At 64.1% G+C, this 26,249-nt stretch carries 22 protein-coding genes; 15 read left to right on the forward strand and 7 right to left on the reverse strand.

The window, feature by feature from the left end; genetic code table 11:
• Nucleotides 1-3 precede the first annotated feature (3 nt).
• Nucleotides 4-591 carry an XRE family transcriptional regulator gene (locus tag FJ424_RS17420; protein ID WP_246677274.1) on the reverse strand — a complete coding sequence of 196 codons (588 nt, stop codon included), beginning with the start codon at nt 589-591 and terminating at the stop codon, nt 4-6.
• 236 nt (nt 592-827) lie between these two features.
• On the opposite strand from FJ424_RS17420, the gene FJ424_RS17425 reads away from it, so the two are divergent.
• Entirely contained in the window at nt 828-1,532 is a 705-nt protein-coding gene (locus tag FJ424_RS17425; RefSeq protein WP_140653564.1) for a nitroreductase, read from the forward strand.
• Nucleotides 1,533-1,554: 22 nt separating this feature from the next.
• On the opposite strand, the gene FJ424_RS17430 is transcribed toward FJ424_RS17425, so the two are convergent.
• The 5 genes from FJ424_RS17430 to FJ424_RS17450 form a co-directional block, all read right to left on the reverse strand.
• Nucleotides 1,555-2,997 (reverse strand): MFS transporter, encoded by a 1,443-nt coding sequence (locus FJ424_RS17430; RefSeq protein WP_140653562.1) that lies wholly within the window; start codon nt 2,995-2,997, stop codon nt 1,555-1,557.
• A gap of 160 nt (nt 2,998-3,157) precedes the next feature.
• A complete protein-coding gene (locus FJ424_RS17435) occupies nt 3,158-3,745 on the reverse strand; it encodes a sarcosine oxidase subunit gamma (protein WP_140653658.1) in 588 nt (195 codons plus the stop codon).
• A 7-nt stretch (nt 3,746-3,752) separates the two neighbouring features.
• Nucleotides 3,753-6,761: a sarcosine oxidase subunit alpha gene (locus FJ424_RS17440; protein WP_140653560.1), complete on the reverse strand. Its 3,009-nt coding sequence runs from the start codon at nt 6,759-6,761 to the stop codon at nt 3,753-3,755.
• A complete protein-coding gene (locus FJ424_RS17445) occupies nt 6,758-7,036 on the reverse strand; it encodes a sarcosine oxidase subunit delta (protein ID WP_140646633.1) in 279 nt (92 codons plus the stop codon). The genes FJ424_RS17440 and FJ424_RS17445 overlap by 4 nt, the downstream gene beginning before the upstream one ends.
• 14 nt (nt 7,037-7,050) lie before the next feature.
• Nucleotides 7,051-8,310, reverse strand: coding sequence for a sarcosine oxidase subunit beta (locus FJ424_RS17450; protein ID WP_140646632.1), 1,260 nt, complete (start codon nt 8,308-8,310; stop codon nt 7,051-7,053).
• Nucleotides 8,311-8,502: 192 nt separating this feature from the next.
• On the opposite strand from FJ424_RS17450, the gene FJ424_RS17455 reads away from it, so the two are divergent.
• From FJ424_RS17455 to FJ424_RS17500, 10 genes are all read left to right on the forward strand, one after another.
• On the forward strand, nt 8,503-10,995 hold the full coding sequence (locus FJ424_RS17455) for a mechanosensitive ion channel family protein (protein WP_140653559.1): 2,493 nt from the start codon (nt 8,503-8,505) through the stop codon (nt 10,993-10,995).
• Nucleotides 10,996-11,181: 186 nt separating this feature from the next.
• Complete coding sequence (locus tag FJ424_RS17460; RefSeq protein WP_027167119.1) at nt 11,182-11,445, forward strand: hypothetical protein; 264 nt, start codon at nt 11,182-11,184, stop codon at nt 11,443-11,445.
• A gap of 246 nt (nt 11,446-11,691) precedes the next feature.
• Nucleotides 11,692-13,125, forward strand: a complete 1,434-nt coding sequence (locus FJ424_RS17465) for a UbiA family prenyltransferase (protein WP_140653557.1) — start codon at nt 11,692-11,694, stop codon at nt 13,123-13,125.
• The gene (locus FJ424_RS17470) at nt 13,125-14,477 is read left to right on the forward strand and encodes an FAD-binding oxidoreductase (protein ID WP_140653555.1); all 1,353 of its coding nucleotides are present in this window, start codon (nt 13,125-13,127) and stop codon (nt 14,475-14,477) included. The genes FJ424_RS17465 and FJ424_RS17470 overlap by 1 nt, the downstream gene beginning before the upstream one ends.
• Before the next feature lie 123 nt (nt 14,478-14,600).
• Nucleotides 14,601-15,035, forward strand: a complete 435-nt coding sequence (locus tag FJ424_RS17475; RefSeq protein WP_140653553.1) for an EamA family transporter — start codon at nt 14,601-14,603, stop codon at nt 15,033-15,035.
• Nucleotides 15,032-16,039, forward strand: coding sequence for an NAD(P)-dependent oxidoreductase (locus FJ424_RS17480; RefSeq protein ID WP_140653552.1), 1,008 nt, complete (start codon nt 15,032-15,034; stop codon nt 16,037-16,039). Before FJ424_RS17475 ends, FJ424_RS17480 begins: the two co-directional genes overlap by 4 nt.
• 33 nt (nt 16,040-16,072) lie before the next feature.
• On the forward strand, nt 16,073-17,539 hold the full coding sequence (locus tag FJ424_RS17485; RefSeq protein ID WP_181182031.1) for an aspartate aminotransferase family protein: 1,467 nt from the start codon (nt 16,073-16,075) through the stop codon (nt 17,537-17,539).
• A gap of 12 nt (nt 17,540-17,551) precedes the next feature.
• The gene (locus FJ424_RS17490) at nt 17,552-18,784 is read left to right on the forward strand and encodes a hypothetical protein (protein WP_140653548.1); all 1,233 of its coding nucleotides are present in this window, start codon (nt 17,552-17,554) and stop codon (nt 18,782-18,784) included.
• Complete coding sequence (locus FJ424_RS17495; RefSeq protein WP_140653546.1) at nt 18,781-19,533, forward strand: FkbM family methyltransferase; 753 nt, start codon at nt 18,781-18,783, stop codon at nt 19,531-19,533. Before FJ424_RS17490 ends, FJ424_RS17495 begins: the two co-directional genes overlap by 4 nt.
• A 156-nt stretch (nt 19,534-19,689) precedes the next feature.
• On the forward strand, nt 19,690-22,251 hold the full coding sequence (locus FJ424_RS17500; protein WP_140653544.1) for an FAD-dependent oxidoreductase: 2,562 nt from the start codon (nt 19,690-19,692) through the stop codon (nt 22,249-22,251).
• On the opposite strand, the gene FJ424_RS33630 is transcribed toward FJ424_RS17500, so the two are convergent.
• Complete coding sequence (locus FJ424_RS33630) at nt 22,235-22,450, reverse strand: hypothetical protein (protein WP_181182029.1); 216 nt, start codon at nt 22,448-22,450, stop codon at nt 22,235-22,237. The genes FJ424_RS17500 and FJ424_RS33630 overlap by 17 nt on opposite strands.
• 82 nt (nt 22,451-22,532) lie before the next feature.
• Between FJ424_RS33630 and FJ424_RS17505 the strand changes: the two genes are divergently transcribed.
• The 4 genes from FJ424_RS17505 (at nt 22,533) to FJ424_RS17520 (ending at nt 26,214) form a co-directional block, all read left to right on the forward strand.
• Nucleotides 22,533-23,123 carry a site-2 protease family protein gene (locus FJ424_RS17505; protein WP_181182028.1) on the forward strand — a complete coding sequence of 197 codons (591 nt, stop codon included), beginning with the start codon at nt 22,533-22,535 and terminating at the stop codon, nt 23,121-23,123.
• Nucleotides 23,124-23,182: 59 nt separating this feature from the next.
• Nucleotides 23,183-24,124: a phosphoribosylaminoimidazolesuccinocarboxamide synthase gene (locus FJ424_RS17510; protein ID WP_140653541.1), complete on the forward strand. Its 942-nt coding sequence runs from the start codon at nt 23,183-23,185 to the stop codon at nt 24,122-24,124.
• 79 nt (nt 24,125-24,203) lie between these two features.
• Nucleotides 24,204-25,046 (forward strand): DUF1194 domain-containing protein, encoded by an 843-nt coding sequence (locus FJ424_RS17515; protein WP_140653539.1) that lies wholly within the window; start codon nt 24,204-24,206, stop codon nt 25,044-25,046.
• Nucleotides 25,047-25,263: 217 nt separating this feature from the next.
• Entirely contained in the window at nt 25,264-26,214 is a 951-nt protein-coding gene (locus FJ424_RS17520; RefSeq protein ID WP_140653537.1) for an ABC transporter substrate-binding protein, read from the forward strand.
• The last annotated feature ends 35 nt before the right edge of the window (nt 26,215-26,249 follow it).

The raw sequence follows: 26,249 nt of genomic DNA on the forward strand, positions 1-26,249 counted from the left end.
TGTTCAATAGACAGGCGGTGAAACCACCCAAATGACGACCGCTGCCTCGACGCCAGGATTGCGCCAGCGGAACGGCTTGCCCTCGAAGCGGAACGAATCGCCTTCGCCGAGACGATGCCAGACGCGGTCGATCTCGATCTCGAACGTGCCCGACGCGACATAGCCTGCTTCTTCCGTCGGGCGGCGCGCTTCGGTCTTCAGCTCCGCGCCCGGCGCGAAGACCGAGCGCAGCATCTCGAAGCTACCGCCGAGGTCGGGCGACAGAAGCTCCTCCACCAGGCCGGATTCACTTGTGCCAAGCGAACGGCGGCTGCCGGCGCGCACGACCACGCCGCGCTCCTGCTCGACAGGGACATCATGGCTGAAGAACAGGCTGATCGGAACATCGAAGAGGCTGGCGAATGCTCTGAGGTCGCCGAGCGAAGGAACCGAGAGGCCGCGCTCGACCTGGCTGACCCAACCGACCGAACGGCCTAACTTGAGCGCGATTTCAGCAAGCGTGAGGCCGCGCGCCTTGCGGAGCGCACGGATGTCGCCGGCCAGCAGCCGGTCACCATTGTCCTGCTCCGATTTGGTCGCGGTCGGGGTCAAAGGTTTCTCGTGAAAAAATCTGGATAAATTTCATGAGAGGGTAAAATCATGAAAAAATCAAGGAGATTTTCATAGGCCACAAGATTTGCTTGCGCGTTTTCGGCGGTTGATGCAAAGGCTCGCGCACGAGCGGCGAGTGGGGCGTCCGGTCGGGGACCAGTTTTAGCTTATAGTCTGCGGATGGTCGTTAAGGAAACCGGGTTGCGGGTTTCTGGCCATGCCGAAAGGGACGACCCATGCTTGAGAAGAACATCCGGATCGCGTCGGATGCGGAGATCGTCGATGAGGCGATCATGTCGCGCCGGTCGGTGCGCGCCTTCCTGCCCGATATGGTCGATGACGACACGATCCGCGCGATCCTGGCCGTCGCCGCGCGCGCGCCGTCCGGCACCAACATGCAGCCCTGGCGCGTCTATGTGACCAAGGGCGAGGTCAAGCAGCGCATCAGCGACGCCATCCTCAATTCCGGCATCCGCGCCGAAAAGGCGGAGTGGGACGAGTACCGCTACTATCCCGACCAGTTCTTCGAACCATACCTCACGCGCCGCCGCGCCAACGGCTTCGGGCTCTATGGCGTGCTGGGCATCGGCCGCCGCGAGGTCGACAGGATGCGCGCCCAGCACGACCGCAACTTCATCTTCTTCGACGCGCCGGTCGGCATGATCTTCACGATCGACCGGAGATTGAACCAGGGGTCGTGGATCGACTACGGCATGTTCCTGCAGAACATCATGGTGGCGGCGCGGGGCAGGGGGCTGCATACCTGTCCGCAGGCGGCCTTCGCGCCCTATCACCGCCAGATCAGGCCGGTGCTCGGTATTCCCGACGAGGAGATTGTCGTCTGCGGCATGGCGTTCGGCTATGAGGACACGTCGAAGCCCGAAAACGAGTTCCGCACCGACCGCGCGCCGCTCGAGGACTGGGTAAGCTTCGCGGAATAATGGCGCCGAGTTTCTCGGTCGGCTAATCGGTGCTCATATGCGCGCCGTGCCCGCTGACATGGGCGCCGTCCTGCGGCGTCAGCCTGAGATAAGCCGACAGCGCGCAAAGCGTGATCAGCCCTTCGATGACGAACAGGATGCGATAGTCGTTGACGCTGGCCTTGCCGCCGCCGGCAAGCAGCGACAGCAGCGCAGCGGCGAGGCCGACGCTGATCGCCACCGCAAGCTGCCACAAGATGTAATAGAGCGCGCTGAAGCGCGCGAGTTGCTCCGGCGCGATGTCGGAATAGGAAAGGTTGCCGGTCGAGGCCCATTGCACGGAACGGAAGACGCCGAAGGCAAAGATGTAGGCCAGGACGATCCAGGCCGGCAGGCTCTCCTGCATCAGGGCAAAGCCCGCGACCAGCAAAGCGACGATCGGCGTGTTGGTGACCAGCACGCGCCTGAAACCGAAGCGGTTCAACAGGCGCGGCATGAAGAAGCGCATCATCAACGACCCGATCGCGGCGACGAAGGTCAGCGATCCGGCCTGCACGGCGCTCATGCCGAAGCCGAGCTGGAACATCAGCGGCAGCAGGAAAACCACCGAGCTCAGGCCGATCGTGTCGAGGGCGCCGCCGGTGAGGAAGGAGATGCGGAAGGTGCGGATGCGCAGCAGGTTGAGATCGAGCAGCGGGTTGCGGGCGCGCAGGCAATAGAAGGCGGCAACCGCCAGGATGACGATCGCTAGGCCAAGCTCGATGCCGATGAGACTGCTTGCGGCATCCTTGGCGGCAAGCGAATCCATGCCGAAGACCAGCAGCCCCATGCCGCTGCTGACGAGCAGGAAGCCCGGAAAATCGAACGGCGTGCGGACCGGCTTGGTCGTCGTGGGAAACATGGAGGCGGCCAGCATCGCGGCGGTCAGCGCGATCGGGATGTTGATGTAGAAGATCCAGCGCCAGGAGACGTAAGTGGTGAGCGCGCCGCCGACGAGCGGGCCGACAAGCGGCCCGGATTGGCCGGCCAGCGAGATATACATGTTGATCTTCAGCGTGCGGTCGCGCGGGAAGCTCGACAGGATCACGACCTGGCCAAGCGTGCCCATCAACGCGCCGCCGCAGCCTTGCAAGGCGCGCGAGCCGACCAGCATCCAGATGTTTTCCGAAAGGCCGCACAGGGCCGAGGCGCCAGCAAAGACGAGCAGCGCGAAGCAATAGACGTTGCGCAGGCCGAAGCGGTCGGCCAACCAGCCGCCGAGCGGCATGGTGACGATGAGGCTCGCGACGTAGACCGTGATCAGCAGGCCAAGCTGGCTTGGCGGGCGATCGAGGCTCTCGCCGATGCCGGGCAGCGCGGTAACCACGACATTCTGGTCGAGGCTGGTCATGAACACGCCGCAGGCGACGGTCGCCGGCAACAGCATCGACGGACCGCCCGCCGGGGCAAAGCGGGTCGTGGCCGTCGCCGAAGTCTCAACAGTCATGGAAGAGTATGGTCGAACTGGTTGCCTGAGCGGACATTTGCCCTAGCAAACGCCGATGATTCCTATCTATCGTCCCTGCTGGCCCAACGCTCAAGCAGCAGTTGTAATCGTCCGTAGTGCCAGATGCCGGCTGGACCATTCCTGATCTTGCCGCGCCGGGCTATTGCACTTCGTAACCGACCTCCTCCGAGGCGTGGCACAAAGCCTTCCAGAACGAGCGCGCGAAAGAGCGAAAGACGTAGATGTCGAACTGGTCGGCGCCTGTGCGCTGGATCTGCGCGAAGACGTCGTGATGGTTGGTCGAACGTCCAGCGCCGAGCGGGAAGGCCGGCAAGGCGAAGTCGATGGCGAAGAATTTCGCCATTACCCATTCGGCCTTCGGGCCGGCGATGCGGATCGCGGTGCGGCCGTGCGAAAGGTCCGTCAGTGTGCCGATGGCCGGCGTGATCGATCCGGCAAAGGCCTGAGCCAGGCCTTCGGCCTCGTCCACCACGGTGAATTTCCCCGGTGCGAAGCCGAAAACGGCGCGGGCACTGTTGCTCGCGCCACCGCCGGCGCCGTCGGGCAGCGCGAGCCCGGTGACCTTGCGGACAATTTCGATCAGCCGCTTCTCTTCGCCCGGCCATGCGGCGAGTTGCAGGATCGAGCCCGGCCGCGTCTCGGACAGGATGACATCGACGCCATGTTCGAAATTGCCGTGAGAGCCCGGATGATAGTCCGGCTCGAGCGGCGATTGGCGTTCGGGCAACTGGTGCTCAGCCATGCATGCGGCTCCCGTCCGGATCGTAGAAGTGGTTGGAGACGATCTCGATCGGCCCGAACCGGTTGCGCAGCGGATCCGAGACGAACGCGCGGGTCCCGTGACGCGCCTTGCCGCTCTTGACCAGGGCCAGCGCGACATATTTGCCCAGCGCCGGCGAATAGCAGCAGGCGGTGATGTGGCCGAGCGAGTCGTGCGGATTGGCCTCGTCCAGTTCCTCGACGATGTGTCCGCCGCCGTTGAGCGGCCGGTTGTCAAGGGCGATCAGGCCGACCAGTTCGAGCCGGTCGGGCGCGATCAGGCCTTCACGGTCCATCATGGCCGAGCCGATGAAGGGCTTCTTCTTCGACAGCATCCAGTCGAGATGGAGATCGCGCGCGGTGGTGCGGCCGTCGATCTCGGCGCCGGTGACATGGCCCTTCTCGATGCGCATCGTGCCCAGCGCCTCGAGCCCGTAGGTGACCAGGCCGAAAGGCTTGCCGGCCTCGATCAAGGCTTCCCAGACGCGGGTGCCGTAGCCGGCGCCGGAATAGACCTCGAACGCCATTTCGCCGGAGAAGGACAGCCGGCAGATCATCACCGGAACGCCGGCGATCCGGCCATGGACGATGCCCATGAAGGGCAGGCTGGCGTTGTCGACGGCGGTGCCGGTGACGCAGGAGGCAAGGATGGCGCGCGCGTTCGGTCCGCCGATCGCCGCGCCCGCCCATTCGTCGGTGACGGAGGTGACGGTGACCTTCAGCTCCGGCCAGATGACGTCGAGGAAATATTCCAGATGCTGCATCACCTTGCCGGCATTGGCGGTGGTGGTGGTCATCAGGAATTCCTGCTCGCCAAGCCGCCAGGTGGTGCCGTCGTCGAAGGCAAGCCCGTCCTCGCGCAGCATCAGGCCGTAGCGGGCCTTGCCGACCGCGAGTGTGGAAAACATGTTGGTGTAGACGCGGTCGAGGAACTCGGCCGCGTCGGGCCCTTGCACGGCGATCTTGCCCAGTGTCGAGACGTCGACGATGCCGGCGCTTTCGCGTGTCGCTTTCGCTTCGCGGACATAGGCCTGCTCGACCGTCTCGCCGGCAAGGCCGTAGATCATCGGGCGGTACCAGAGGCCGGCCGAATACATCCTCGCGCCATTGGCAAGGTGCCAGTCATGCATCGGCGTCAGTCGTTCGGGCTTGAGGTCGCCGAAGCGCTCGGCGGCCAAGGAGCCGATCGACACCGCCGTGTAAGGCGGGCGGAAGCGCGTCGTGCCGACTTCGGGGATCGGCTTGCCGAGCGCCTCGGCCATGATGGCAAGGCCAGGCACATTGGAGTTCTTGCCTTGGTCGGTCGCCATGCCGAGCGTGGTGTAGCGCTTCAGATGCTCGACCGAGACGAAGCCTTCGCGATGCGCCAGCCGCACGTCCTCGGCGGTTACGTCGTGCTGGAAGTCGACAAAGCTCTTGCCCTTGGCCTTGATCTCGAAGACCGGCGCCGGGTCGGGATCGCCGGGGGCCGCCTCGACGACGGGCAGGGGAGCGGATGACGCTGCACCGCCAGCCGCCTGAAGGCCGGCCGCGCGGCCTTCGGCGATGGCTTCAGCAGTCGAAAAACTGCCGGTGAAGGCGCCGGCGCCAATCCATTGCTGATTTGGCCAGCGCTGCGTCGGCTTCGGTGGCAGGAAAGCCTGCCGGGCCGGGTTCCATTCGGCCTTCGCTCCGGCCTGGCTGGCAAGATGGATGGTCGGCGACCAGCCGCCGGACATCAGAAGGCTGTCGGCATGGATGCTGCGTTCGTCGCCGCTCAGCGCACCGCTCGTGGCGTCGAAGCGCTGCACCTTGAGGCCGGTGAGGCCCTTGCCGCCCTCGGTCGCAACCACGGCATGGCCGTCCAGCAGCTCGGCCTCGGCTTCGCTCGCCAGCCGGCGCATGTCGTTCGAGACGTCGCTTCGGACATCGACGATGGCAACGATCGCGGCGCCGGCCTTCTTCAAGGCGAGGGCCGAGCGGTAGGCGCTGTCGTTGTTGGTGAAGAGCGCGATGCGCTGTCCCGGCAGCACGCCATATTCAACTGCGTAGCGTTCCGCCGCATGCGCCAGCATGACGCCGGGACGGTCGTTGCCCGGGAACACCAGCGGCCGCTCGAAGGAGCCGGTGGCGAGAACCACGGTGCCTGCGCGGATCGCCCAGTAGCGCTGGCGCGGCTCACCCTTGGCGGCCACTTCCTTGTGATCGGTCACGCGTTCGAGCGCGGCCAGCGTGTTGCCGTCGTAATAACCCCACACCGTCGTGCGCGGCAAAAGGCGGACATTGTCGTTACCTTCGAGCTGGCCAACGGTGCGCTGGGCCCAGTCGGCGGCAGGCATGTCGTCGATGGTTTCGCCCGACCAGTTGGCGGAGCCGCCGAAGTTGGCTTCGAGATCGGCGAGGATGACGCGGGCGCCCTGGTCGGCGGCGGCTTTTGCCGCCATCAGGCCGGCCGGACCGGAGCCGACGACCAGCACGTCGCAAAAAGCGTTCATGCGCTCGTAGCGCGCCGGATCGGGCGCGGTGCCGGCCTTGCCGAGGCCGGCGGCGCGACGGATGAAATGCTCGCAGAACATCCAGAAGCGCGTGCCCTTCAGCGGGCCGATCACTGGCCCCATGAAGGTCTTGTAGTAGAAGCCGGCCGAAAGGATCTTGCCGCCGAGTTGGTTGATCGCGCTTACATCCCAGGCAAGCGAAGGCGTGCGGTTCTGGCTGACGGCGACGAGACCGTCATAGATCTCGACCATGGTGGCCGGGATGTTCGGCTCGCGCACTTCGCCGCGCAGCACCGTCACCAGCGCGTTCGGCTCCTCGACGCCGGCGGCAAGCAGACCGCGCGGGCGGTGATATTTGAAGGAGCGGCCGAACAGCGTCACGCCGTTGGCGAGCAGCGCCGAGGCCAGCGTGTCGCCGGCATGGCCGGTGTAAGGCGCGCCGTCGAAGGTGAAGCGGATGGTGCGCAGCCGGTCGATCCGGCCGCCGGTCTCCGTGCGGCGAGGGCTCACGATCGGCCCCCCGCCTTGTGGCCGCCACGAGCGAAGGCGGTGCTCAGGATCTCATGCGTGATGGTGTTGCGCACGACCCTCAGATGCGCGCGGCAGCCGCCGGAATGCTGCCAGATCTCGTTGTGATCACCGGCCGGGTTCAGCCGGTCGTAGACATAGGCGTTCCAGGCGTCGAGGTTCTGCGAGGCCGGCTGCGGCCGCTCGCGGTTACCGTCGCCCTGGTAGGTGAATTCGATGACGTCGCGCGGCCCGCAATAGGGACAGGTGATAAGCATTCTCTTTCAAAACCCTAATGCAGCCGCGGGTTCGCGCCCTGGCCTTTGTCGTCGATGATCAGGCCACGATAGAAGCGGTCGAGCGTGAAGGACGCGTTGAACTCGTGCGGCTCGTCCTTGGCAATCGTGTAGGCAAAGCACCAGCCCGACGCGGGCGTCGCCTTGAAGCCGCCGTAGCACCAGCCGCAATTGAGATACATGCCCGGCAGCGGACCGGTGGTGATGATTGGCGAACCGTCCATCGTCATGTCGCACAGCCCGCCCCAGGAGCGCAGCATGCGCACGCGGGCCAGGCCGGGGAACAGCGCCAGCATTTCGCTCATCACCTCGTCGACAATCGGCAGGCTGCCGCGCTGGGCGTAGCTGTTGTAGCCATCGAGGTCGCCGCCATAAACGAGGCCGCCCTTGTCGGATTGCGAAATGTAGAAATGGCCCATGCCGAAGGTGAGAACGGTGTCGACGATGGGCTTCAGCGATTCCGAGACGAAGGCCTGGAGCACGTGGCTTTCGATCGGCATGTGCGAAATGCCGGCAAGCTGCATGACCTGGCCGGTGCTGCCGGCAACCGCAAGCGCGACCTTCTTGGCGCGGATTTCGCCGCGCGTCGTCGAAACGCCGGTGATGCGGCCGCCGTCGCGCAGGAAGCCGGTAACCTCGCAATTTTCGATGATGTCGACGCCGCGCCGGTCGGCGCCGCGCGCATAGCCCCACGCGACCGCGTCGTGCCGGGCGGTGCCGGCGCGCGGCTGCATCAGCCCGCCAAGAACCGGGAAGCGCGCCGAACCCGAGACGTCCAGCGCCGGCACAAGCCGCTTGATCCGGTCGACGCTCATCAGCTCGGCGTCGACGCCGAGATGCCGCATGGCGTTGCCGCGCCTGGCATAATCGTCGAGCTGGGCGGGTGTATGCGCGAGGTTGAGGCAGCCGCGCTGCGAGAACATGACGTTGTAGTTGAGGTCGTGCGAAAGGTTCTCCCACAGCTTCATCGAATGTTCGTAGAAGCGGGTGTTCTGCGGCAAGAGATAGTTGGAACGCACCGCCGTGGTGTTGCGGCCGACATTGCCGGAGCCGAGCCAGCCCTTTTCCAGCACCGCGACATTGGTGATGCCGTGTTCCTTGGCAAGATAATAGGCGGTCGAGAGGCCGTGGCCGCCGCCGCCGATGACGATCACGTCATAGGAAGCCTTGGGGTCCGGCTTGCGCCAGGCGGGCTTCCAATCCTTGTTGCCGGTCAGAGCGTTCTTGAGCAGCGAGAAGGCTGAATATTCCGCCATTCTTCCTATCGTCCTTATGATGCGAGCGGCAGACTATAGAGCAGGCGGGAAGCGCAAAGCCAAGATTGCGCCATCGCTTTTCGACAGGCCGACTCCCGCCGATGCGGTCGGGACGGCTTGCCGCCCGATATGTCGGTCTTTATCAAGGGCGGAAATTTCGAGGATTTTTCGACCGCGAGTCGCCAACAACTCATGTTCTTCCGCCTGCTGCGCCTGATCCTGGTCGTCGTCATCGTCGCTGTCTTCGGGCAGCCGGCGCTGGAGGCGTCGGCGCAGGCGATCGGCCATGGCTCGTCGCAGCTCATCGCCGACCAGACCAAGGCCATCCAGGACCTGACGGCCAAGACCGACGGCCTGGAGAAGAAATTAGGCGACCCCGATGAGGACGATGCGGGGCTGGTCGACATCCGGTTGCAGCTCGAGGATATTTCGCGGGCGGCGCTGAACAGCGCGCTGGCATTCCGGCAGCGCCTCACCGACATCAACAACCGCGTCGAGGTGCTCGGCTTGCCACCGGCACAGGGGCAACCTGCCGAGCCGGCGATCGTCAACAACGAGCGCAGCGCGCTCTCCTCGGAAAAGGCTCAGATCAACGCGGTCGTCGCCAGCGCGCAAAACCTGTCGATCCGCGTCAACGGGCTGGTCGACAAGATCGCCGTCATGCGCAGCGAGCTTTTCCGCAGCGTCATCACCAAGCACTATGACCTGACCGAGGCGCTGAGCCCGCAGGCCTTTTCCGACGCGCACGACCAGTTCTCGGGCCTCTACAAGTCGGTGTCGTCGTGGCTGAGCTTCGCCGTCAGGTTCAAGTTCCAGGCGATCCTCGCGGCGACGCTGATGGCCCTGGCGCTGGCGGCGGTGCTGTTGATCGGCGGCAGGCGCCTGTTCGGCCGCATATTCGAGGCCGACCCGACCGTCGAGGATCCGTCCTATCTCAGCCGCCTGTCGGTGGCCTTCTGGTCGACGCTGCTGCCGACCCTGGCGCTCGGCGTCTTCTTCGCCTCGGCGGTGTTCTTCTTCAATTATTACAATGTGCTGCGGGGCGATATCGGCACGTTCCTCAATGCCTTGCTGACGGTGATCGGCATGGTGTTCTGCGTCAACCGGCTGACCAACGCCGCGCTCGAACCGCGCCTGCCCAACTGGCGGCTGATCCCAGTCGCGACCGGTCCCGCGCGCTGGCTCGTCGGGCTGACGACGGCCATGGCGCTGGTGCTCGGGTTCAATTACTTCCTGTCGGTCGTCAACGAGAAGATGGGTTCGCCGCTTTCGCTGACGATCGCCAGGGGCTTTGTCGCCACCATCATCGTCGGCGTCATCCTCATCCTGATGGGGTTGCTGCGGCCTTTCAGGGCCGCCGACGGCTCATGGCGCCCCTGGCCGGCCTGGCTTCGTTTCATCGCCATCGGACTCGGCCTGTTCACCATCGCGGCGGCACTGCTCGGCTATATCGGCCTGGCACTTTTCGTCTCGTTCCAGGTCGTGGTGACGGGCACCGTTCTGGTGACGGCCTATATCGGCTTCCTGTCGGCACGTGCGATCGGGGAGGAGGGTGGTTTCGCCGACACTTCGGTCGGGCGATGGCTTTCGGAAAATTCCAGCTACGAGGATACCGCCCTCGACCAGCTCGGCCTGGTGGTCAGCATCGCCATCAACCTGATGATCGTGCTGGTGTTCCTGCCGCTGATCCTTTTGATGTGGGGCTTCCAGCCCGGCGACATCGAGGCCTGGGCCTACAAGCTGGCGACAGGGGTCTCGATCGGTTCGGTGACCATCTCCTTCCTCGGCATCCTCAGCGGTATCGTGGTCTTCGTCATCGGCTATTTCCTGACGCGCTGGTTCCAGGGCTGGCTGGATGGCTCGGTGATGGCGCGCGGCAAGGTCGATGCCGGCGTGCGCAATTCGATCCGGCTTGGCGTCGGCTATGCCGGCGTGGCGATTGCCGGCCTGGTCGGCATCTCGGCCGCGGGCATCGATCTTTCCAATCTCGCGCTGGTTGCCGGCGCGCTTTCGCTGGGTATCGGCTTCGGCCTGCAGAACGTCGTGTCGAATTTCGTTTCGGGCCTGATCCTGCTTGCCGAGCGTCCGTTCAAGGTCGGCGACTGGATCGTCGCGGGCGACGTCAGCGGCACGGTACGCAAGATCAGCGTGCGCGCCACCGAGATCGAGACCTTCCAGCGCCAGGCGGTGATCCTGCCCAACTCGAACCTGATCAACAATGCGGTCGGCAACTGGACGCATCGCAACAAGCTCGGGCGCATCGACATCAAGGTCGGCGTCGCCTATGGCAGCGACGTCAAGCGCGTCCATGCCATCCTGATGGACATTGCGCGCGCCCATCCGATGGTGCTGAAGAATCCCGAGCCGTTCGTTCTCTTCGCCAATTTCGGGGCGGCCGCGCTCGAATTCGAAATCCGCGTGTTCGTCGCCGACATCATGAACGGCAGCGTCGTGCAGAACGACATCCGCTTCGCCATCTTCGATATCTTCGAGGAGGAGCGGATCGAGATACCCTCGACGCCGCGCGCCGTGGTCGAAACGAAGAAGCACGAGGCCTGGCCGATCGACGACGACAAGATCGAGGCCGAATTCGCCGAGCGCCAGAGGCTGGAGGCGGAAGCTGCGGCAGAGCGGGAGCGGCTGGCCAAGATGAAGCGCAAGGGCCGCAAGCCCGATCCGGGCTGAGTTGCGCCGATATTCGGGTGGGCCTGCAGACAACGCAAGCTGCGCTCATCCGACGCCGAAACCGATTGTGGCATGAATGCGGCATTCAGTTGCGGTTCAGGTAACATCTCATATAAGCTCCGATGCAAAGGGCGAGAATGCCTTGCAAATTTGAACAGAGGCGGTGTGCAAAACACCGGAAATGCAATGTGGAAGTCTGTCGTTGCCGCCATCGCTTTGCTGGCTCTGGGCGGTTCGGCTTTCGCCGCCAGCGCGATCAACAGGGACGCTCAGACGCGGACCCTGGTCGTGACCGAAGGCGGCGCCAAGAGCGAGCTGACGCTTGCCGCCGGCGAGACGGTGGAATTCTGCTCGAACGGCTGCTTCGTCACCCTGCCCAATGGCGACCTCGAAGCCCTGACCGGCTCGGAAACGGTCGAAATTTCGGGCGGTGCGGCCCGCATCAAGTAATCTGCCACGGATTGCCGCAGCAAGATTTGGCAAAGGCCGGACCGATGTCCGGCCTTTTATCGTTTTCGGTAGCCGTCGCTTAACGATGACGCCCGAAAACCGGTATGACTATGCGCTGCAACCGGGCGTTTTAACGTTCGCTGCGTCATCACCCGCTATATCCGACCCGAGGACGCCGGCACGCGGCGTGGGTTGAGTTGGCGCGTGGTCCCTTTCCGGGATCTTGCGGTCGATCGGGGCAGGACAATGGACGCGAGGTCGGACAGGAACGCAATCCCGCTTGCGGTCGATCTCGACGGCACGCTGATTGCGACGGACCTTCTGTGGGAAGGGCTGTTCATCCTGCTCAAGAAGAACCCGCTCCATCTCTTTCTTGTGCCGCTCTGGCTGACCGGCGGTTCCGCACGGCTGAAGCAGGAGATCGCCAGGCGCGTCGACATCGATCCGGCCTCGCTGCCCTACCGCCAGGACCTGCTCGACCGGTTGCGCGCCGAGCACCGGGAGGGCCGCGTGATCGTGCTGGCGACGGGAACGCCGCACAAGTTCGCGGAGGCGATCGCGGCGCATCTCGGCATCTTTGATCAGGTGCTGGCGACCGATGGCCCGCACAACATGACGTCAGGCAGGAAATGCGCGGCACTTGTCGCCGCCTATGGCGACGCGGGCTTCGACTATGCCGGCAACAGCCGTCACGACCTCAAAGTGTTCGACGCCGCGCGCAACGCGCTCGTGGTGGCGCCCGACCGCAGCGCCCGGCGCTGGCAGGCCGCGCATAGCGCCGAGGCCATGCCGGCGCCGAAGCCGACGCTGAGGACCTACGTCAAGATGCTCCGCATGCATCAGTGGCTGAAGAACTCGCTGATCGCCGTGCCGATGGTGCTGTCGCACGAATATTTCAACCCAAACATGATCTGGCAGTGCCTGCTGGCGTTCGTCTCCTTCAGCGCCGTGGCGTCCGCCATCTATATCCTCAACGATTTCTTCGACCTGGCGCTCGACCGCAAGCATCCGACAAAGCGCAACCGGCCCTTCGCCAGCGGTGCATTGTCCATTCCGTTCGGTCTCGGCGCGATCGTCGCGCTGCTCGCGATCGGCATCGCCGTCGGATTGTTCCTGCCGATCGAATTCCTTGGCGTGCTTGCCGGCTATATGGCGGTCACCACCGCCTACTCGCTGTCGTTCAAGCGCATGCTTCTGGTCGACGTGCTGACGCTTGCGGGCCTCTACACGATCCGCGTGCTGGCGGGCGCGGCCGCCACCGGCGTCGACGTCTCCTTCTGGCTGCTTGCCTTCTCGATCTTCTTCTTCCTGTCGCTGGCGCTGGTGAAGCGTTTCGTCGAATTGCGCACCACGGCCATCCCGCCCGGCGAGCGCATCGCCGGCCGCGGCTATCGCACCGAGGACCAGGAAATCGTCGCCCAGGCCGGCATGGCCTCTGCCTTTTCCTCGGCGCTGGTCCTGGCGCTCTATATGGACAGCCCGGCGGTGCGCGAGCTCTATCCGCATCCCTGGCTGATATGGCCGCTGGCGCCGATCGTGCTCTACCTCACGATGCGCGTCTGGATCCTCGCCCGGCGCGACGAGATGCATGACGATCCGGTCGTCTTCATCATCCGCGACTGGCGCAGCCAGATCGTCGTCGCCATCGGCGCGGTCTTCCTCGTCGCCGGAGGCTGGTGATGAGGAACGAGCGCTTCGGCAGCTTCGGACTGGCGACGGCGCCGGCGCGCGAGGCGATCCCGACGGACGAGGCGATCGCCTTGCTGAAGCGTGGCGAGGCGAAAGCCGGATCGCTGCTCGGTTACGGCAATGGCCGCTCTTATGGCGACAGTTGCCAAAACGATGCCGGCATGGTGGTCGACATGCGGCCGCTCAACCGCATCCGTTCCTTCAACGCCGAGACCGGCGTGCTCGAAGCGGATGCCGGTACGCTGCTTTGCGACATCATCGTGCACGTCGCGCCCTACGGCTTCTTTCCGGCCGTGGTTCCAGGCACGCAGTTCGTCACGCTGGGCGGCGCGATCGCCAATGACGTCCACGGCAAGAACCACCATCGACGCGGCAGCTTCGGCTGCCACGTCGAGGCCCTGACACTGCTTCGGTCCGACGGCCGAACCTATCGCTGTTCGCAAACCGACAATGTCCGTCTGTTCGCGGCAACGATCGGCGGCATGGGGCTGACCGGGCTTATCCTTTCGGCATCGATCAAGCTGATGCGGGTGCCCTCGCTCGACATCACGGAAAAGGCGACGCGGTTTCGCGATCTCGGCGAATTCTTCGATCTTGCCGAGGCTGCCGACCAGGCCAACGAATATGCCGTCGCCTGGATCGATCAGCTTGCCGGGGGCAAAAGGCGCGGGCGCGGGCTCCTGTTCACCGGCAATCATGCCGAGCATGGCTCGCACGCCGCCGCGCGTGCCGGCAGCCGGCTTTCCGTGCCGGTGCAGCCGCCCTTCAATGTCCTCAACCGGCCTTTCCTCACCGTCTTCAACGCGGCCTACCGCTGGAAAAAGGGCAGGTCCGCGGCTCCGCGCCAGGCGGGCTATCAGGGTTTCTTCTTTCCGCTCGACGGCATCCGCGACTGGAACCGGCTCTACGGGCCGCGCGGGCTTTTCCAGCACCAGAGCGTGGTGCCGGAGGCCAATGCGCGCCGCATCGTCCCGGCGTTGCTCGAGGCGGCACGGCGGGCGAGCGAGGGATCGTTCCTGACCGTGCTCAAGCGCTTTGGCGATGTCCGCTCGCCGGCGCTGCTGTCGTTCGCGCGGCCGGGCTACACGCTGACGCTCGATTTCCCCAACCGGGGCGAAAGGACGTTGCGACTGCTTGCCGAACTCGACCGCGTCGCCGTCGAGGCGGGTGGGGCGGTGAACCCTTACAAGGACGCCCGGATGGGTCCAGAGACGTTCGCCGCGTCGTTTCCGCAATGGCAACGCCTGGAGGCACTTCGCGATCCGGCTTTCACATCAAGCTTCTGGGCGCGTACCGCCAAGAGATTGGAGATCGGACAAGGGAGAGCTGAAGCCGCAGAATAGATAAAAGTCGAATAAAACATGGTAAACGAATCGTTACGCCATGGTTTGTTCAAAACACTATCGTGGCTTCACGAAATATTTGCAGGTTTGTAATAGGACCGCCCAAGGGGCGGGGTGGCAACAATGAAATACATAATCTTCATTCTCTTCACGGTCATGACCAATGCCGCGGCGCAGCTGATGCTGAAGCAGGGCATGATGTCGATGGGCCCGATCTCCTTCGAAGGCGCCAATCCGCTCGTCAAGCTCCTGCAGATCGTGTTCAGCCCCTGGGTGTTCCTGGGCCTCTGCACCTTCGTCATCTCGATGGCATCGCATCTTTATGTGCTGTCCAAGGTCGAGCTCAGCTTCGCCTATCCGTTCCTCAGCCTCGCTTATGTCGCTGTGGCGATCTTTGCCTATTTCGTCTTCCGCGAGGACCTCAACGGCTGGCGCATCGCCGGCATCGCCTGCATTTGCGTCGGCACGATCCTGATCGCGCAAAGTGGCCGCGGCCATGAGGGCCAGACAGCTTCCATCGCGCCTGACAGAACCCAAGCAAGCGAGATCGTTCGATGAGACATGTGATTTTCGGCGGCGACGGCTTCGTCGGCCGTCACCTTGCCCCCAAGCTTGTCGCGGACGGGGAGACCGTCGTCGTCGCCGACATCGTCAAGAGCGACCTGCCGCACTATCGCTCGGTGCGCTTCATCACATGCGACGTCACCGATCCGGCCTCGGTCGCGGCGGTTGGGCTCAAGGCCGACGACATGGTCTACAATCTGTCGGCCAAGATGCTGTCGCCGATCCAGGTGCGCGCCAAGCGGCATGATTTCTTCTTCCCGGTGAATTTCCACGGCACCGAGCACATCATGCAGGCGATGGACAAGGCCGGCGCCTCGAAGCTCGTCCACTACACGACCGACATGATCTACGGCCACACGGTGGTACTGCCGATGACCGAGGACCATCCGGTCTCGCCGCTCGGCGAGTACGGGCTGTCGAAGCTGAAGACCGAGGAACTCGCCGCCGAATGGCGCAAGCGCGGCATGTCGATCTCGCTGTTCAGGCCACGCCTGATCATCGGCCCTGGACGCCTCGGCATCCTGGAAAAGCTGTTCAAGCTGATCGACTGGAACCTGCCTGTGCCAATGATCGGCTCGGGCAGGAATCCTTACCAGTTCATCTCGGTGTTCGACTGCGCGGAAGCCGCCCGCGCGGCCTGGGAGGCCGGCGTGCCGAACGAGGCCTACAATCTCGGCTCGCTCAGTCCGCCACCAGTCAAAAAACTGCTCGGCGACCTGATCCGCCATGCCGGCTCGAGGTCGATCCTGTTGCCGACGCCGGGCTGGGCGGTCAAGCGCACGCTCGACCTGCTCGACCTATTGAACATGCCGATCATGGATCCGGAACAGTATCTGATCGCCGACGAGGAATGCGTGCTCGACGTGTCCAAGGCCGAGCGCCAGCTCGGCTGGGTGCCGCAATATCGCGACGAGGACATGCTGATCGCCGCCTATGGCGAATATCGCGCCAAGAAGGACGGCCACGCCGTCGCCACCAGACACGTTCCCGCCGAATAAGGCGACGAAGGGGAGATTTTTCAGATGACCGTCATGGCCAAGCCGGAACATACCGGAACGCGCACGCTGGTCGATGCGCCGGCGCTATCACCAGCGACCATCGCCAAGCCCGACCTGATCAGCGTCGAGCAGGCCAAGGCGCTGGATGTCGCCCGCATCACCGACCTGTTCAAGGCGCATCTCAATCCCGGACAGCTGCATTTCATGAAGCTGCTCGGCTTCCACAAGATCAAGATCGAGCGCGCCGAGGGCATGTTCTACATCGACCAGAACGGCCGCAAGATCCTCGACTTCTTCGGCGGCTTCGGCTCGCTCGCCTTCGGCCACAACCATCCGCGCATTCTGGAAGCGCGGAAAAAGTTCCAGGAGGAGAAGCGCCAGGAAATAGCCATCGCCTTCATGTCGCAATATGCGGGGGCGCTGGCGCACAACATCGCCAAGTGCTCGCCGGGCGAGCTCGACATGGTGTTCCTTGGCTCCTCCGGCTCGGAAGCGATGGAGGCGGCGGTGAAGCTCGCCGAGCGCGCCGCCGGCCCGAAGCGGCCGAAGGTGGTCTATGCCGAGAATTCCTTCCACGGCAAGACCAAGGGCGTGCTGGCGATCACCGACGGCCAGCTCTACCGCGCCGACTTCAAGGTGGCGGACAATGTCGTGCGCGTTCCCTTCGCCGACATCGACGCCGTCGAGCGCCTGTTCAAGAGCGATCCCGAGATCGGCATCATCGTGCTCGAAACCATCCAGGGCGGTGGCGGCATCATCCAGGCGCCGGCGCAATATTGGCGGAAGCTGCGTGCGCTTTGCGACCAGCATGGCGTGCTGTGGGTCGCCGACGAGGTGCAGTGCGGCTATGGCCGCTCGGGCCGCTTCTATGCCTTCGAGCATTATGGCGTGGTGCCGGACGTGACGGCGCTGGCGAAATCGCTGGGCGCCGGCAAGGCCGCGGTCGGCGCCATGATCGCCAAGCGCGACGTCTACATGAAGGCCTATGGCACGCCGAAGACGGCGATGATCCATGCCATGGCGACGTTCGGCGGCATGGGCGAGGCCTGCGTCACCGCGATCGAAGGCATCAACGTGCTCTATGACGAGGGCCTGATCGACAACGCCGCCTCGACGGGCGAGTATCTTCTGCAGCGGTTGCGGGCGCTCAAGGAGAAATACCCCAAGATCATCAAGGATGTGCGCGGCAAGGGTTTCATGATCGGGCTCGAGTTCCACGATTTCTCGCAGACCCTGCCGATGGTGCTGCGCCCGGTCGTCAGTGTGCTCGACGACAAGCTGAAGGGCTCGCTGTCGGGCTTCGTCGGCTCGCTTTTGTTGCGCGACTACGACGTGCTCGTCGCCTTCACCGAATACAACCGCAACGTCATCCGGCTCGAGCCGCCGCTGATCTGCCAGCCCGAGCATGTCGACCGCTTCGTCGATGCTTTCGACAGCCTGTTGTCGCGCGGCATCGTGGCGATCGTGAAGGATTTCGTGAAAAGCCAGGTCGGCAAATAGAGGCCGCTGAGCATGCTGACCAAGCCGTCCGCACCGACCAATCCGCTGGAATGGCTAACCGGCGCCGGCCTGGCGTGGGGCGAGGGGGCTTACGCGAAATGGGCGGCATCGATCGGCGCGATCGCCTTCTCGCTCTATATACTGCTGACCGCCGCGACCGCCTGGTTCATGCCCGACGCCAACTGGGACATGCTGCCTTATCTGGCGATCGCCGAGGAGGGCGCCTATCCCGATCCGCAGGCGCTGCACGACTATGCCTATGAGACGGTCAAGGCCGGCGTATCGGTCGGCGACTACAAGACGCTGACCGACGATGGCGGCGGCTTCCGCAGCCATATGACGGAGAACGCCGCAGACTTCCATTCGCTGCTCGGCATGTACCGCATTAAATTCCTCTATGCCGAGATCCTGTCCAGTCTCAGCCATGTCGTGTCGCCGGTCGAGGCGATGCGGCTGGTTCAGGTGTTCTCTGTGCTGCTGTTCGGCGCCGTCACGCTCGCCTGGCTGCGCGCGCAAGGCGCGCTGGCGCTGGCGCCCGTGGTCGGCGCGATCCTGATCATGGCCGATTTCGGCGACGCGGCACGCGCTTCGACGCCGGACCTGTTTTGCTCGGCACTGTTCCTCGGCGGGCTCTTCGCCTATGTGCGCAAGCGCGAGGCGGCGACGGCGGTCCTGCTTTTCCTGGCATTCATGGCCAGGCCCGACAACATCGTCTTCCTCGCCATTTTCGCGGTGCTGCTCGTCGCTTTCCGCGAGAGGGCGTGGGGCGCGTTGGCCGGCTTTGCCGCCTCCTTCGCCGCCTATTTCGCCATCTCGCACTGGGCGCAGCATCCGGGCTGGTGGCCGCATCTTTGGTTTTCCAGCATCGAGCAGCACTACAATATGGACGGGTTCGAGCCGCCACTCTCGGTGGCCGCTTATCTGAAGGCCTTCGCGGCATCGGTGGTGCGCGCCGTCAGCGTCAACAACTGGGTCGGCGTTTCGGTGCTGGCGCTGGCTGGCTGGTTCGGGCTCGAGCGTGCCGGCTTCCGGCTCGACCGCCGCGCCGGCATCCTGCTGGCGGCGCTGGTGCTTGGCGTGCTGGCGAAGTTCGCCGTCTTCCCGATCCACGACACCCGCATCTATTTCCCCAACCTTCTGCCGCCCTTCCTCCTGCTTGTCGCGCCGCTCATGGCGCTGTGGGCATCGGCAAGCCAAAGCGGCCGACGCGCCGCGCCGCAGGTCATTTCCGGAGACAAGTCATGAGCTCGCTTTCCAACCTGGCGCGCATCTTCCTGTCGCTCGGCCTGCCCGCCGGACTTCTCGACCGCAGCCCCTCGCTCCACGGCACGAAATTTCTCGCCAAGGCGGCGTTGCAGGCCCGCTTCGGCGGCCGGCCGTTCCAGATGGTCAATGTCGGCGCCTGCGACGGCGCGCTGTTCGACGACGTGACGCCGTGGCTGCACCGCATTCGCGGCGCCCGCGCCATGCTGGTGGAACCGATCCCGTATAACCAGAAGCGGCTGCGCGCCAATTACCCGGATGCCGAACGCTTCGTCATCGAGTCGGTTGCGGTGACGAGGACCAAGGGCACGATCACCGTGCACACTTTCGATGCCGCCGCGCTCGAGGCCGGCACGCTGCCGATCGAGTTCATCGGCTGTTCGTCGGTCACCGACACCAATCTGATGTCGGGCAAGAACGCCTGGGGCGAGGCGGATGCCAACTTCAACAAGTTCGCGCCGCATCTGAAGGACATCGAGGTGCCGTCGGAGACGTTGCAGACGCTGCTCGACCGCAACGGCATCGATCACATCGACGCCTTCCTGGTCGACTGCGAAGGCGCCGACTGGATGGTGTTCGAGCAGCTCGACCTCAAACGCTACCGTCCCGGCATGGTCAAGGTCGAGGTCGGCGCGCTGCCGGCCGCCGAGATCGGCCAGGTCGTGGTCAAGCTGAAGACCGCCGGCTACCAGGTCGGCTTCCAGGCCGAGGACATCTGGGCCTTCGCCTGAACGAAGATAGCCGTTGACGGCCCGCCGGCGCGCAGGGTCGCGCCGCACCTGCGACGTGTCGCAAACAGGCGGTAGCTCAATCCGCGTCCTCTGCATATTGTGCGCCATTCGAAGGGTGCGCAAACGCGCCCGTCTATACCTTTGGAGTCGCGGGCAATGGCAGAGTTTCCGAAAAAGGCGAAGGTCGTCATCGTCGGCTTGGGCGGTATCGTCGGCGCATCGGTCGCACATCACCTGATCGAGCGCGGCTGGGACGACATCGTCGGCATCGACAAGTCGGGCATCCCGACCGATATCGGCTCGACGGCGCACGCCTCGGACTTCTGCTACACGACCAGCCACGATTTCCTCTCGTGCTGGACGACGCTCTACTCCATCGATTTCTACGAGAAGATGGGCCATTACGCGCGCGTCGGCGGCCTCGAAGTAGCGCGCGTCGGCGACGATGCCCGCATGGACGAGATCAAGCGCAAGATCGCCTCGGCCAAATCCTTCGGCACCCGCGCGCGGCTGATCGAGCCGGCCGAGATCAAGGAAAAATTCCCGCTGATCGAGGAGCATCTGGTGCAAGGCGGCCTGTGGGACCCGGATGCCGGTCTCGTCATCCCGCGCTCTCAGACGGTCGCCGGCAAGCTTGTCGATCAGGGCGTCGCTTCCGGCAAGCTTCAGGCTTTCGCGAACACTTCGGCGAAGTCGCTGATCGTCGAGAACGGCCGCATCAAGGGCGTGGTGACCGAGCGCGGCACGATCGAGGCCGATTATGTTGTGGTCTGCACCGGCATCTGGGGCCGGCTCACCGCCGCGCTGGTCGGCGAGGACCTGCCGGTGATGCCGATCGACCATCCGCTCACCTTCTTCGGCCCCTACAACGAGTTCGCCGGAACCGGCAAGGAGATCGGCTGGCCGCTGCTGCGCGACCAGGGCAACTCGGCCTATATGCGCGACACCGGCGATCCGAAGACCGCCGAGGGCGGCCAGATCGAGTGGGGCTATTACGAGGAAACCAATCCGCGTCTGTGCCATCCGCGCGACCTTCTCGAAAAGGACCAGGCGCGGCTGTCGCCGTCGCAGCGCGACCTCGACATGGAGCAGATCATGGCGCCGCTGGAGCGCGCCATGGAACTGACGCCGATTCTTGGCGAGCTCGGTTACAATGAGGGCCATTCCTTCAACGGGTTGCTGCAGGTGACCACCGATGGCGGCCCGTCGATGGGCGAAAGCCAGAAGGTGAGGGGCCTGTGGTACGCAGTCGCCATCTGGGTCAAGGACGGCCCGGGCATGGGCAAGCTGATCGCCGACTGGATGACCGACGGCAGGACCGAGGTCGACCATCATGCGATCGACTATTCGCGCTTCTATCCGCACCAGACGCAGGAACAGTTCATCTGGGATCGCTGCACCGAGACGGCGATGAAGGTCTACAATCCGGCGGTGCATCCGCGCGAACCCTTCTCCAAGGGCCGCAACATCCGCCGCTCGCCGTTCTGGGAGCGCGAGAAGGAGCTCGGCGGCTATTTCATGGAACTGGGCGGCTGGGAGCGCGCGCATGGCTACGCCGCCAACGAGCATCTGCTGGAGAAGTATGGCAACCGCGTGCCGGTGCGCGAAAACGAATGGGACAATCGCCATTTCTGGCGTGTCTCCAACGCCGAGCATCTGGCGATGAGCGAGGATTGCGGCATCGTCAACCTCTCGCATTTCTCGATGTACGACGTCGAAGGTCCCGACCATGTCGCGCTGCTGGAATGGCTGTGCGCGGCCAAGATCGGCGGCGACAACAATATCGGCAAGGGCATCTACACGCACTTCCTCGACGAGGAAGGCATGGTGCGCGCGGACTTCACGGTCATCCGCATGGCGGACCGCTGCCGGGTGATCGACGGCGCCGATGCCGGTCCGCGCGACTTCCGCTACATGCAGCGCACCGCGCAGGACAAAGGCTTCGACGCCACCGTCACCGATGTGACGGAAAAATACGTCACCATCGGCATCTGGGGGCCGAACGCACGGGCGACCCTGCAGAAGGTGGTCGAGAATCCGGACGGCCTCTCGCTCGAGAATTTCCCGTTCGCGGCGATCAAGCCGATCAGGATCGGCGGCAAGGACGTCACCGCCTTCCGCATCTCCTATGTCGGCGAGCAGGGCTGGGAACTGCATATGCGCTACGAAGATGGTCTCGCCGTCTGGGACGCGCTGCGCTCGACCGGCGTCATGCCTTTCGGCGTCGAGACCTACGCCAACACGCGCCGTATGGAAAAGAGCCTGCGGCTGCAGAACGCCGATCTGCTCACCGAGTACAATCTGCTCGAGGCCGACCTTGCCCGCCCGAAGGTCAAGGAGAACGACTTCTGCGGCAAGGCCAAGCACCTGGAGTATCGCGCCCGCGAGCACCAGCCGGCGATGCTGTGCACGCTGGTGATGACCGAGAACAAGGACGCCAAGGGCGTTGCGCGCTATCCGGTCGGCATCATGCCGGTGCAGGATCCAACGACCGGCGAGACACTGGTCGACGAACTCGGCCGCCGCTCCTTCACCACGTCGGTCGCCTACGGCCCGACGATCGGCAAGAACATCGCACTCGCTTACCTGCCCTGGGCTTTCGCCCAGGAGGGCCGCAAGCTGCAGGTCGAGTATTTCGGTGAGACCTATCCGGTCGAGGTCGCCGGCGTCGGCTACAAACCGCTCTACGACCCGGAGAACCTCAAGCCGCGCAGTTGAGATCGTGGACGTTGAAGCACGAATGCGAAAGCCCGGCTTCGACCGGGCTTTTCTCTTTTGTATGCCGGGATTCTCGCATAGCGTTGCGCCGGACGGAGTAGGCAAGCTTGCAACGGTTCGGCTGGGACAGGAAGAACGACGCATTCGTCTTCACGATGAAGGGGAACATTCCCGTTCGTGTCAGCTGGACCTTTGCCATTCCCGCCGCCTTGCCGTTCCTGCATGAATGGTCGAGGCATCCCAGCAGCGCGCTGACTCATACGGTCATGTTTGCCGGGCTTTTGTTCCTGTCGGTGTTTCTGCATGAACTCGCCCATGTCTGGGCAGCGCGGCGACAAGGCATCGGCACCCAACGGATAGATCTATACCTCTTCGGTGGAATTGCCTGGTTCAAGCCCGGCGCGGCTTCGCCTTACGGCTGGGCGTGGATCTCCTTCGCCGGGCCGCTGGTGAACATCGTCATGGCTGCGGGTTTGGCAACTGCCTATTACCTTTTTGCCCGGCCCTTGTTGCCGGCCGAGCCAGACGGTCTTTTCAGTTGGCCGCCGCCGAGACCGGACACGCTTCTTGAGTGGACGCTTTGGCTTGGCGCCCTGGTGAACGTGGTTCTGGCTATTCTCAACCTCCTTCCGGCCTATCCACTCGATGGCGGAGCGATCGCCAGGCATCTGCTTGCGCCACGCTTCGGCGCGGAGACCGCCACGCGGATCGTCGGTTTCTGCGGCATCGTGCTTTCGATCCTGCGTTTTGCCGTCATTGTGCCCGCGGCCACAGCCGGTATCCTGATCTGGATTCCGCCGTCTTTCAGGCCGAACTGGAGAGCGTTTCGCGCTGCCGGCAATAAGAAGCCCGCTCCGCAGCATCCGGCTTGATGTGCAGGGGGCCAGCGGCTTATGTGGCCGCATCAGAAGCCCGCGAAAGCAACACGCCCATGCGCATCCTGTCCGACGCCTTCATTCCCGAGCTGCCCAACCGCTACAATGGCAAGGTGCGCGAAAACTACGATCTGCCGGACGGGCGCCGCATCATCATCGCCACCGATCGTCTGAGCGCATTCGACACGATCCTGGCCTCGATCCCGTTCAAGGGAGAAGTGCTCACCCAGACGGCGCGCTACTGGTTCGAGGAAACCGCCGACATCTGTCCCAACCATGTGCTGGAGTATCCCGATCCCAACGTCGTCGTCGGCACCCGGCTCGACATGCTGCCGGTCGAGATCGTGGTGCGCGGCTATCTGGCGGGAACCACCAGCACCTCGATCCTGACCAAGTACAGAAAGGGCGAGCGGAGTTTCTACGGCCACAGTTTTCCGGACTGGCTGCGCGACAACGAAAAATTGCCGGAAGCGATCATCACGCCGACCAGCAAGGCCGCCCATGGCGGCCATGACGAGCCGTTATCGGAAGCCGAGATCATCGCAGAGCGGCTGCTCACGCAGGCGCAGTGGGACACCGTATCGCGCTATGCGCTTCAGCTGTTCGCTCGCGGCCAGCAGCGCGCAGCCGAACGCGGCCTGATCCTGGCCGACACCAAATATGAGTTCGGCACGGCGCCGGACGGCGCGATCGTGCTTGCGGACGAAATCCACACGCCCGACAGCAGCCGCTACTGGATTGCGGCGAGCTACGACGAGGCGTTCGAAGAAGGCGGGCGGCCGCAGAGTTTCGACAAGGATTTCATCCGGTCATGGGTGTCGGCGCGCTGCGATCCCTACAAGGATACGATCCCCAACATTCCGGACGAGATCGTCAACCAGGCCTCGGCGGTCTATATCCAGGCCTACGAGGCGATCACCGGCGCGAAATTCGCGCCCGACCTTTCCGGCGATACGGTGCTGGAGCGTATCCGTTCGAACCTCGCGCGATATTTTTAGGAAGGTTCCGCCGCCGGCAGAATCCGATGCCCGGGATTCCCGGCTTTTGCGCGCGGCGATTTTCGCCTAACCTTGCTCCATGTCTGCTTATGCCCGCGCAAGGCATATCTTTTCAGGCAGTGCCGCGCTGGCGCTGGCGCTCTGGCTGACGCCGCCAGCTTCTCCCGCAGAACCGGTCGATGTCGAATTGGTGCTGGCGGTCGATGTTTCGCTTTCGATGTCGCCGGCCGAGCTGGAGATCCAGCGCCACGGCTACGCGGCGGCGCTGACCCATGACAATGTGCTGAAGGCCATCGCCGACGGCGCCTATGGCAAGATCGCCGTCACCTATGTGGAATGGGCGGGTACCACCTGGCAGCGCGTGATCGTGCCGTGGACGGTGATCGCCAACCGCGCCGATGCCGAGAAGGTGGTGGCGCAACTCAATGCGCGGCCGCCGGACAGCGCCCGGCGGACCTCGATCTCCGGCGCGCTGAGCTTCGGCAGCGACCTGTTCGCCGAGAGTGGTTTTGAAGGCACGAAGCGCGTCATCGACGTCTCGGGCGATGGACCCAACAACCAGGGCGCGCCGGTCGACCTCACGCGCGACGCGGTGGTCAAGCAAGGCATCACCATCAACGGCTTGCCGCTGATGACGCGCGGCGGGTTCAGCGGCGCCTTCGATGTGGAAAATCTCGACCGCTATTACAGCGACTGCGTCATCGGCGGACCGGGCGCCTTCATGATCCCGGTCAATGACTGGACGCAGTTCCCCGAAGCGATCCGCCGCAAGCTGGTGCTCGAGCTTGCCGGTCCCGCCTCGCCGCGATGGGCGGCGGAAGAGGCCGCGCATCCGCCGGTCGTGCTCGCCGACGACGCGCCGGCCGCCGACTGCATGGCGGGCGAGAAGATGTGGCGCAATCGTGGCTGGGGCATGCCGTGACGGATCGAGAAGCCGCTCCAGGCGCGCCGCCCGGCATTAGATCAGAATGACGAATCGTCATCCTGATCGTTGGAGCATGATCTCTTCCGAAAACCGAATCCACTTTTCGGGACCATGCTCCAGCTTGGACCAAGGTCGAGTGCGGCTTCTGCTTCATTGACAAGCCTTTTGGCGTCTGTGAGACAATTTGCGCTCACCACAAAAAAGGGGAACCACAATGAACAGAACCTCCATCTTCGCGGCGGCGCTGACGGCGGTCGCGGTGCTCAGCGCGCCGGCCATGGCCGCTACGTCGCTCACCATCGGCATCAGCGGCTGGACCGGCTTCGCGCCGCTGACTTTGGCCAAGCAGGCGGGGCTCTTCGAAAAGCACGGGCTCGACGTCACGCTCAAGAAAGTGCCGCAGGCGAGTCGCCCGCTGGCCATCGCCAGCGGCGACCTGCAATGCGCGGCGACCACGGTCGAGACCTGGATGGTGTGGAACGCCAGCGGCGTCACCACCAAGCAGATCTTCCAGCTCGACAAATCCTATGGCGCCGACGGCATCGTCGTGCGCAACGACATCAAGACCGTCGCCGATCTCAAGGGCAAGAACGTCGCTTCCTCCGCGCCCGGCACGTCGCCTTACTTCCTGCTCGCCTGGGTGCTCAACAAGAACGGCATGTCGACCAAGGACGTGACGGTGGTCAATCTGGAGCCGGATGCGGCGGCGCAGGCCTTTCTCGCCGGCCAGAACGATGCCGCGGTCACTTACGAGCCCTTCATCTCCGCCGTGCGCGACAAGGCCGACCAGGGCCATATCCTGGCCACCACGCTCGACTACCCGATGGTGATGGATACGGTCGGCTGCACACCGGACTTCCTCAAGACCAATCCCGACGCAGCCAAGGCGCTCGCCGACAGCTATTTCGACGCGCTCGACATGATCAAGAAGGACCCGCAGAAATCCTATGAGATCATGGGCGCCGACGTGAAGCAGTCGGCCAAGGAGTTCGAGGATTCGGGCAAGTACCTGAAATGGGCCGACAAGGCGGAGAACAAGCAGTTCTTCACCAAGGATTTCCAGGATTTTTCCAAGACCGCGGCAGAGCTCCTGCTGCAGATGGGGTTGATCAAGGAAGCGCCAGATGTGACGACGCTTGCCGACACCAGCGCGGTCGCCAACTGATCGCGCATTTTTCGATCGACGGCGGCGACAAGCCG

Origin of the sequence: Mesorhizobium sp. B3-1-8, assembly GCF_006439495.1 — a bacterium.
Lineage (GTDB): Bacteria > Pseudomonadota > Alphaproteobacteria > Rhizobiales > Rhizobiaceae > Mesorhizobium.

Bases quoted from the DNA above. Each gene is read 5' to 3' on its own strand.
- FJ424_RS17425 (WP_140653564.1), top strand. From the start codon at position 828: ATGCTTGAGAAGAACATCCGGATCGCGTCGGATGCGGAGATCGTCGAT.
- FJ424_RS17430 (WP_140653562.1), bottom strand. From the start codon at position 2,997: ATGACTGTTGAGACTTCGGCGACGGCCACGACCCGCTTTGCCCCGGCG.
- FJ424_RS17445 (WP_140646633.1), bottom strand. From the start codon at position 7,036: ATGCTTATCACCTGTCCCTATTGCGGGCCGCGCGACGTCATCGAATTC.
- FJ424_RS17450 (WP_140646632.1), bottom strand. From the start codon at position 8,310: ATGGCGGAATATTCAGCCTTCTCGCTGCTCAAGAACGCTCTGACCGGC.
- FJ424_RS17455 (WP_140653559.1), top strand. From the start codon at position 8,503: ATGTTCTTCCGCCTGCTGCGCCTGATCCTGGTCGTCGTCATCGTCGCT.
- FJ424_RS17460 (WP_027167119.1), top strand. From the start codon at position 11,182: ATGTGGAAGTCTGTCGTTGCCGCCATCGCTTTGCTGGCTCTGGGCGGT.
- FJ424_RS17465 (WP_140653557.1), top strand. From the start codon at position 11,692: ATGGACGCGAGGTCGGACAGGAACGCAATCCCGCTTGCGGTCGATCTC.
- FJ424_RS17470 (WP_140653555.1), top strand. From the start codon at position 13,125: ATGAGGAACGAGCGCTTCGGCAGCTTCGGACTGGCGACGGCGCCGGCG.
- FJ424_RS17475 (WP_140653553.1), top strand. From the start codon at position 14,601: ATGAAATACATAATCTTCATTCTCTTCACGGTCATGACCAATGCCGCG.
- FJ424_RS17480 (WP_140653552.1), top strand. From the start codon at position 15,032: ATGAGACATGTGATTTTCGGCGGCGACGGCTTCGTCGGCCGTCACCTT.
- FJ424_RS17485 (WP_181182031.1), top strand. From the start codon at position 16,073: ATGGCCAAGCCGGAACATACCGGAACGCGCACGCTGGTCGATGCGCCG.
- FJ424_RS17490 (WP_140653548.1), top strand. From the start codon at position 17,552: ATGCTGACCAAGCCGTCCGCACCGACCAATCCGCTGGAATGGCTAACC.
- FJ424_RS17495 (WP_140653546.1), top strand. From the start codon at position 18,781: ATGAGCTCGCTTTCCAACCTGGCGCGCATCTTCCTGTCGCTCGGCCTG.
- FJ424_RS17500 (WP_140653544.1), top strand. From the start codon at position 19,690: ATGGCAGAGTTTCCGAAAAAGGCGAAGGTCGTCATCGTCGGCTTGGGC.
- FJ424_RS33630 (WP_181182029.1), bottom strand. From the start codon at position 22,450: ATGGCAAAGGTCCAGCTGACACGAACGGGAATGTTCCCCTTCATCGTG.
- FJ424_RS17510 (WP_140653541.1), top strand. From the start codon at position 23,183: ATGCGCATCCTGTCCGACGCCTTCATTCCCGAGCTGCCCAACCGCTAC.
- FJ424_RS17515 (WP_140653539.1), top strand. From the start codon at position 24,204: ATGTCTGCTTATGCCCGCGCAAGGCATATCTTTTCAGGCAGTGCCGCG.
- FJ424_RS17520 (WP_140653537.1), top strand. From the start codon at position 25,264: ATGAACAGAACCTCCATCTTCGCGGCGGCGCTGACGGCGGTCGCGGTG.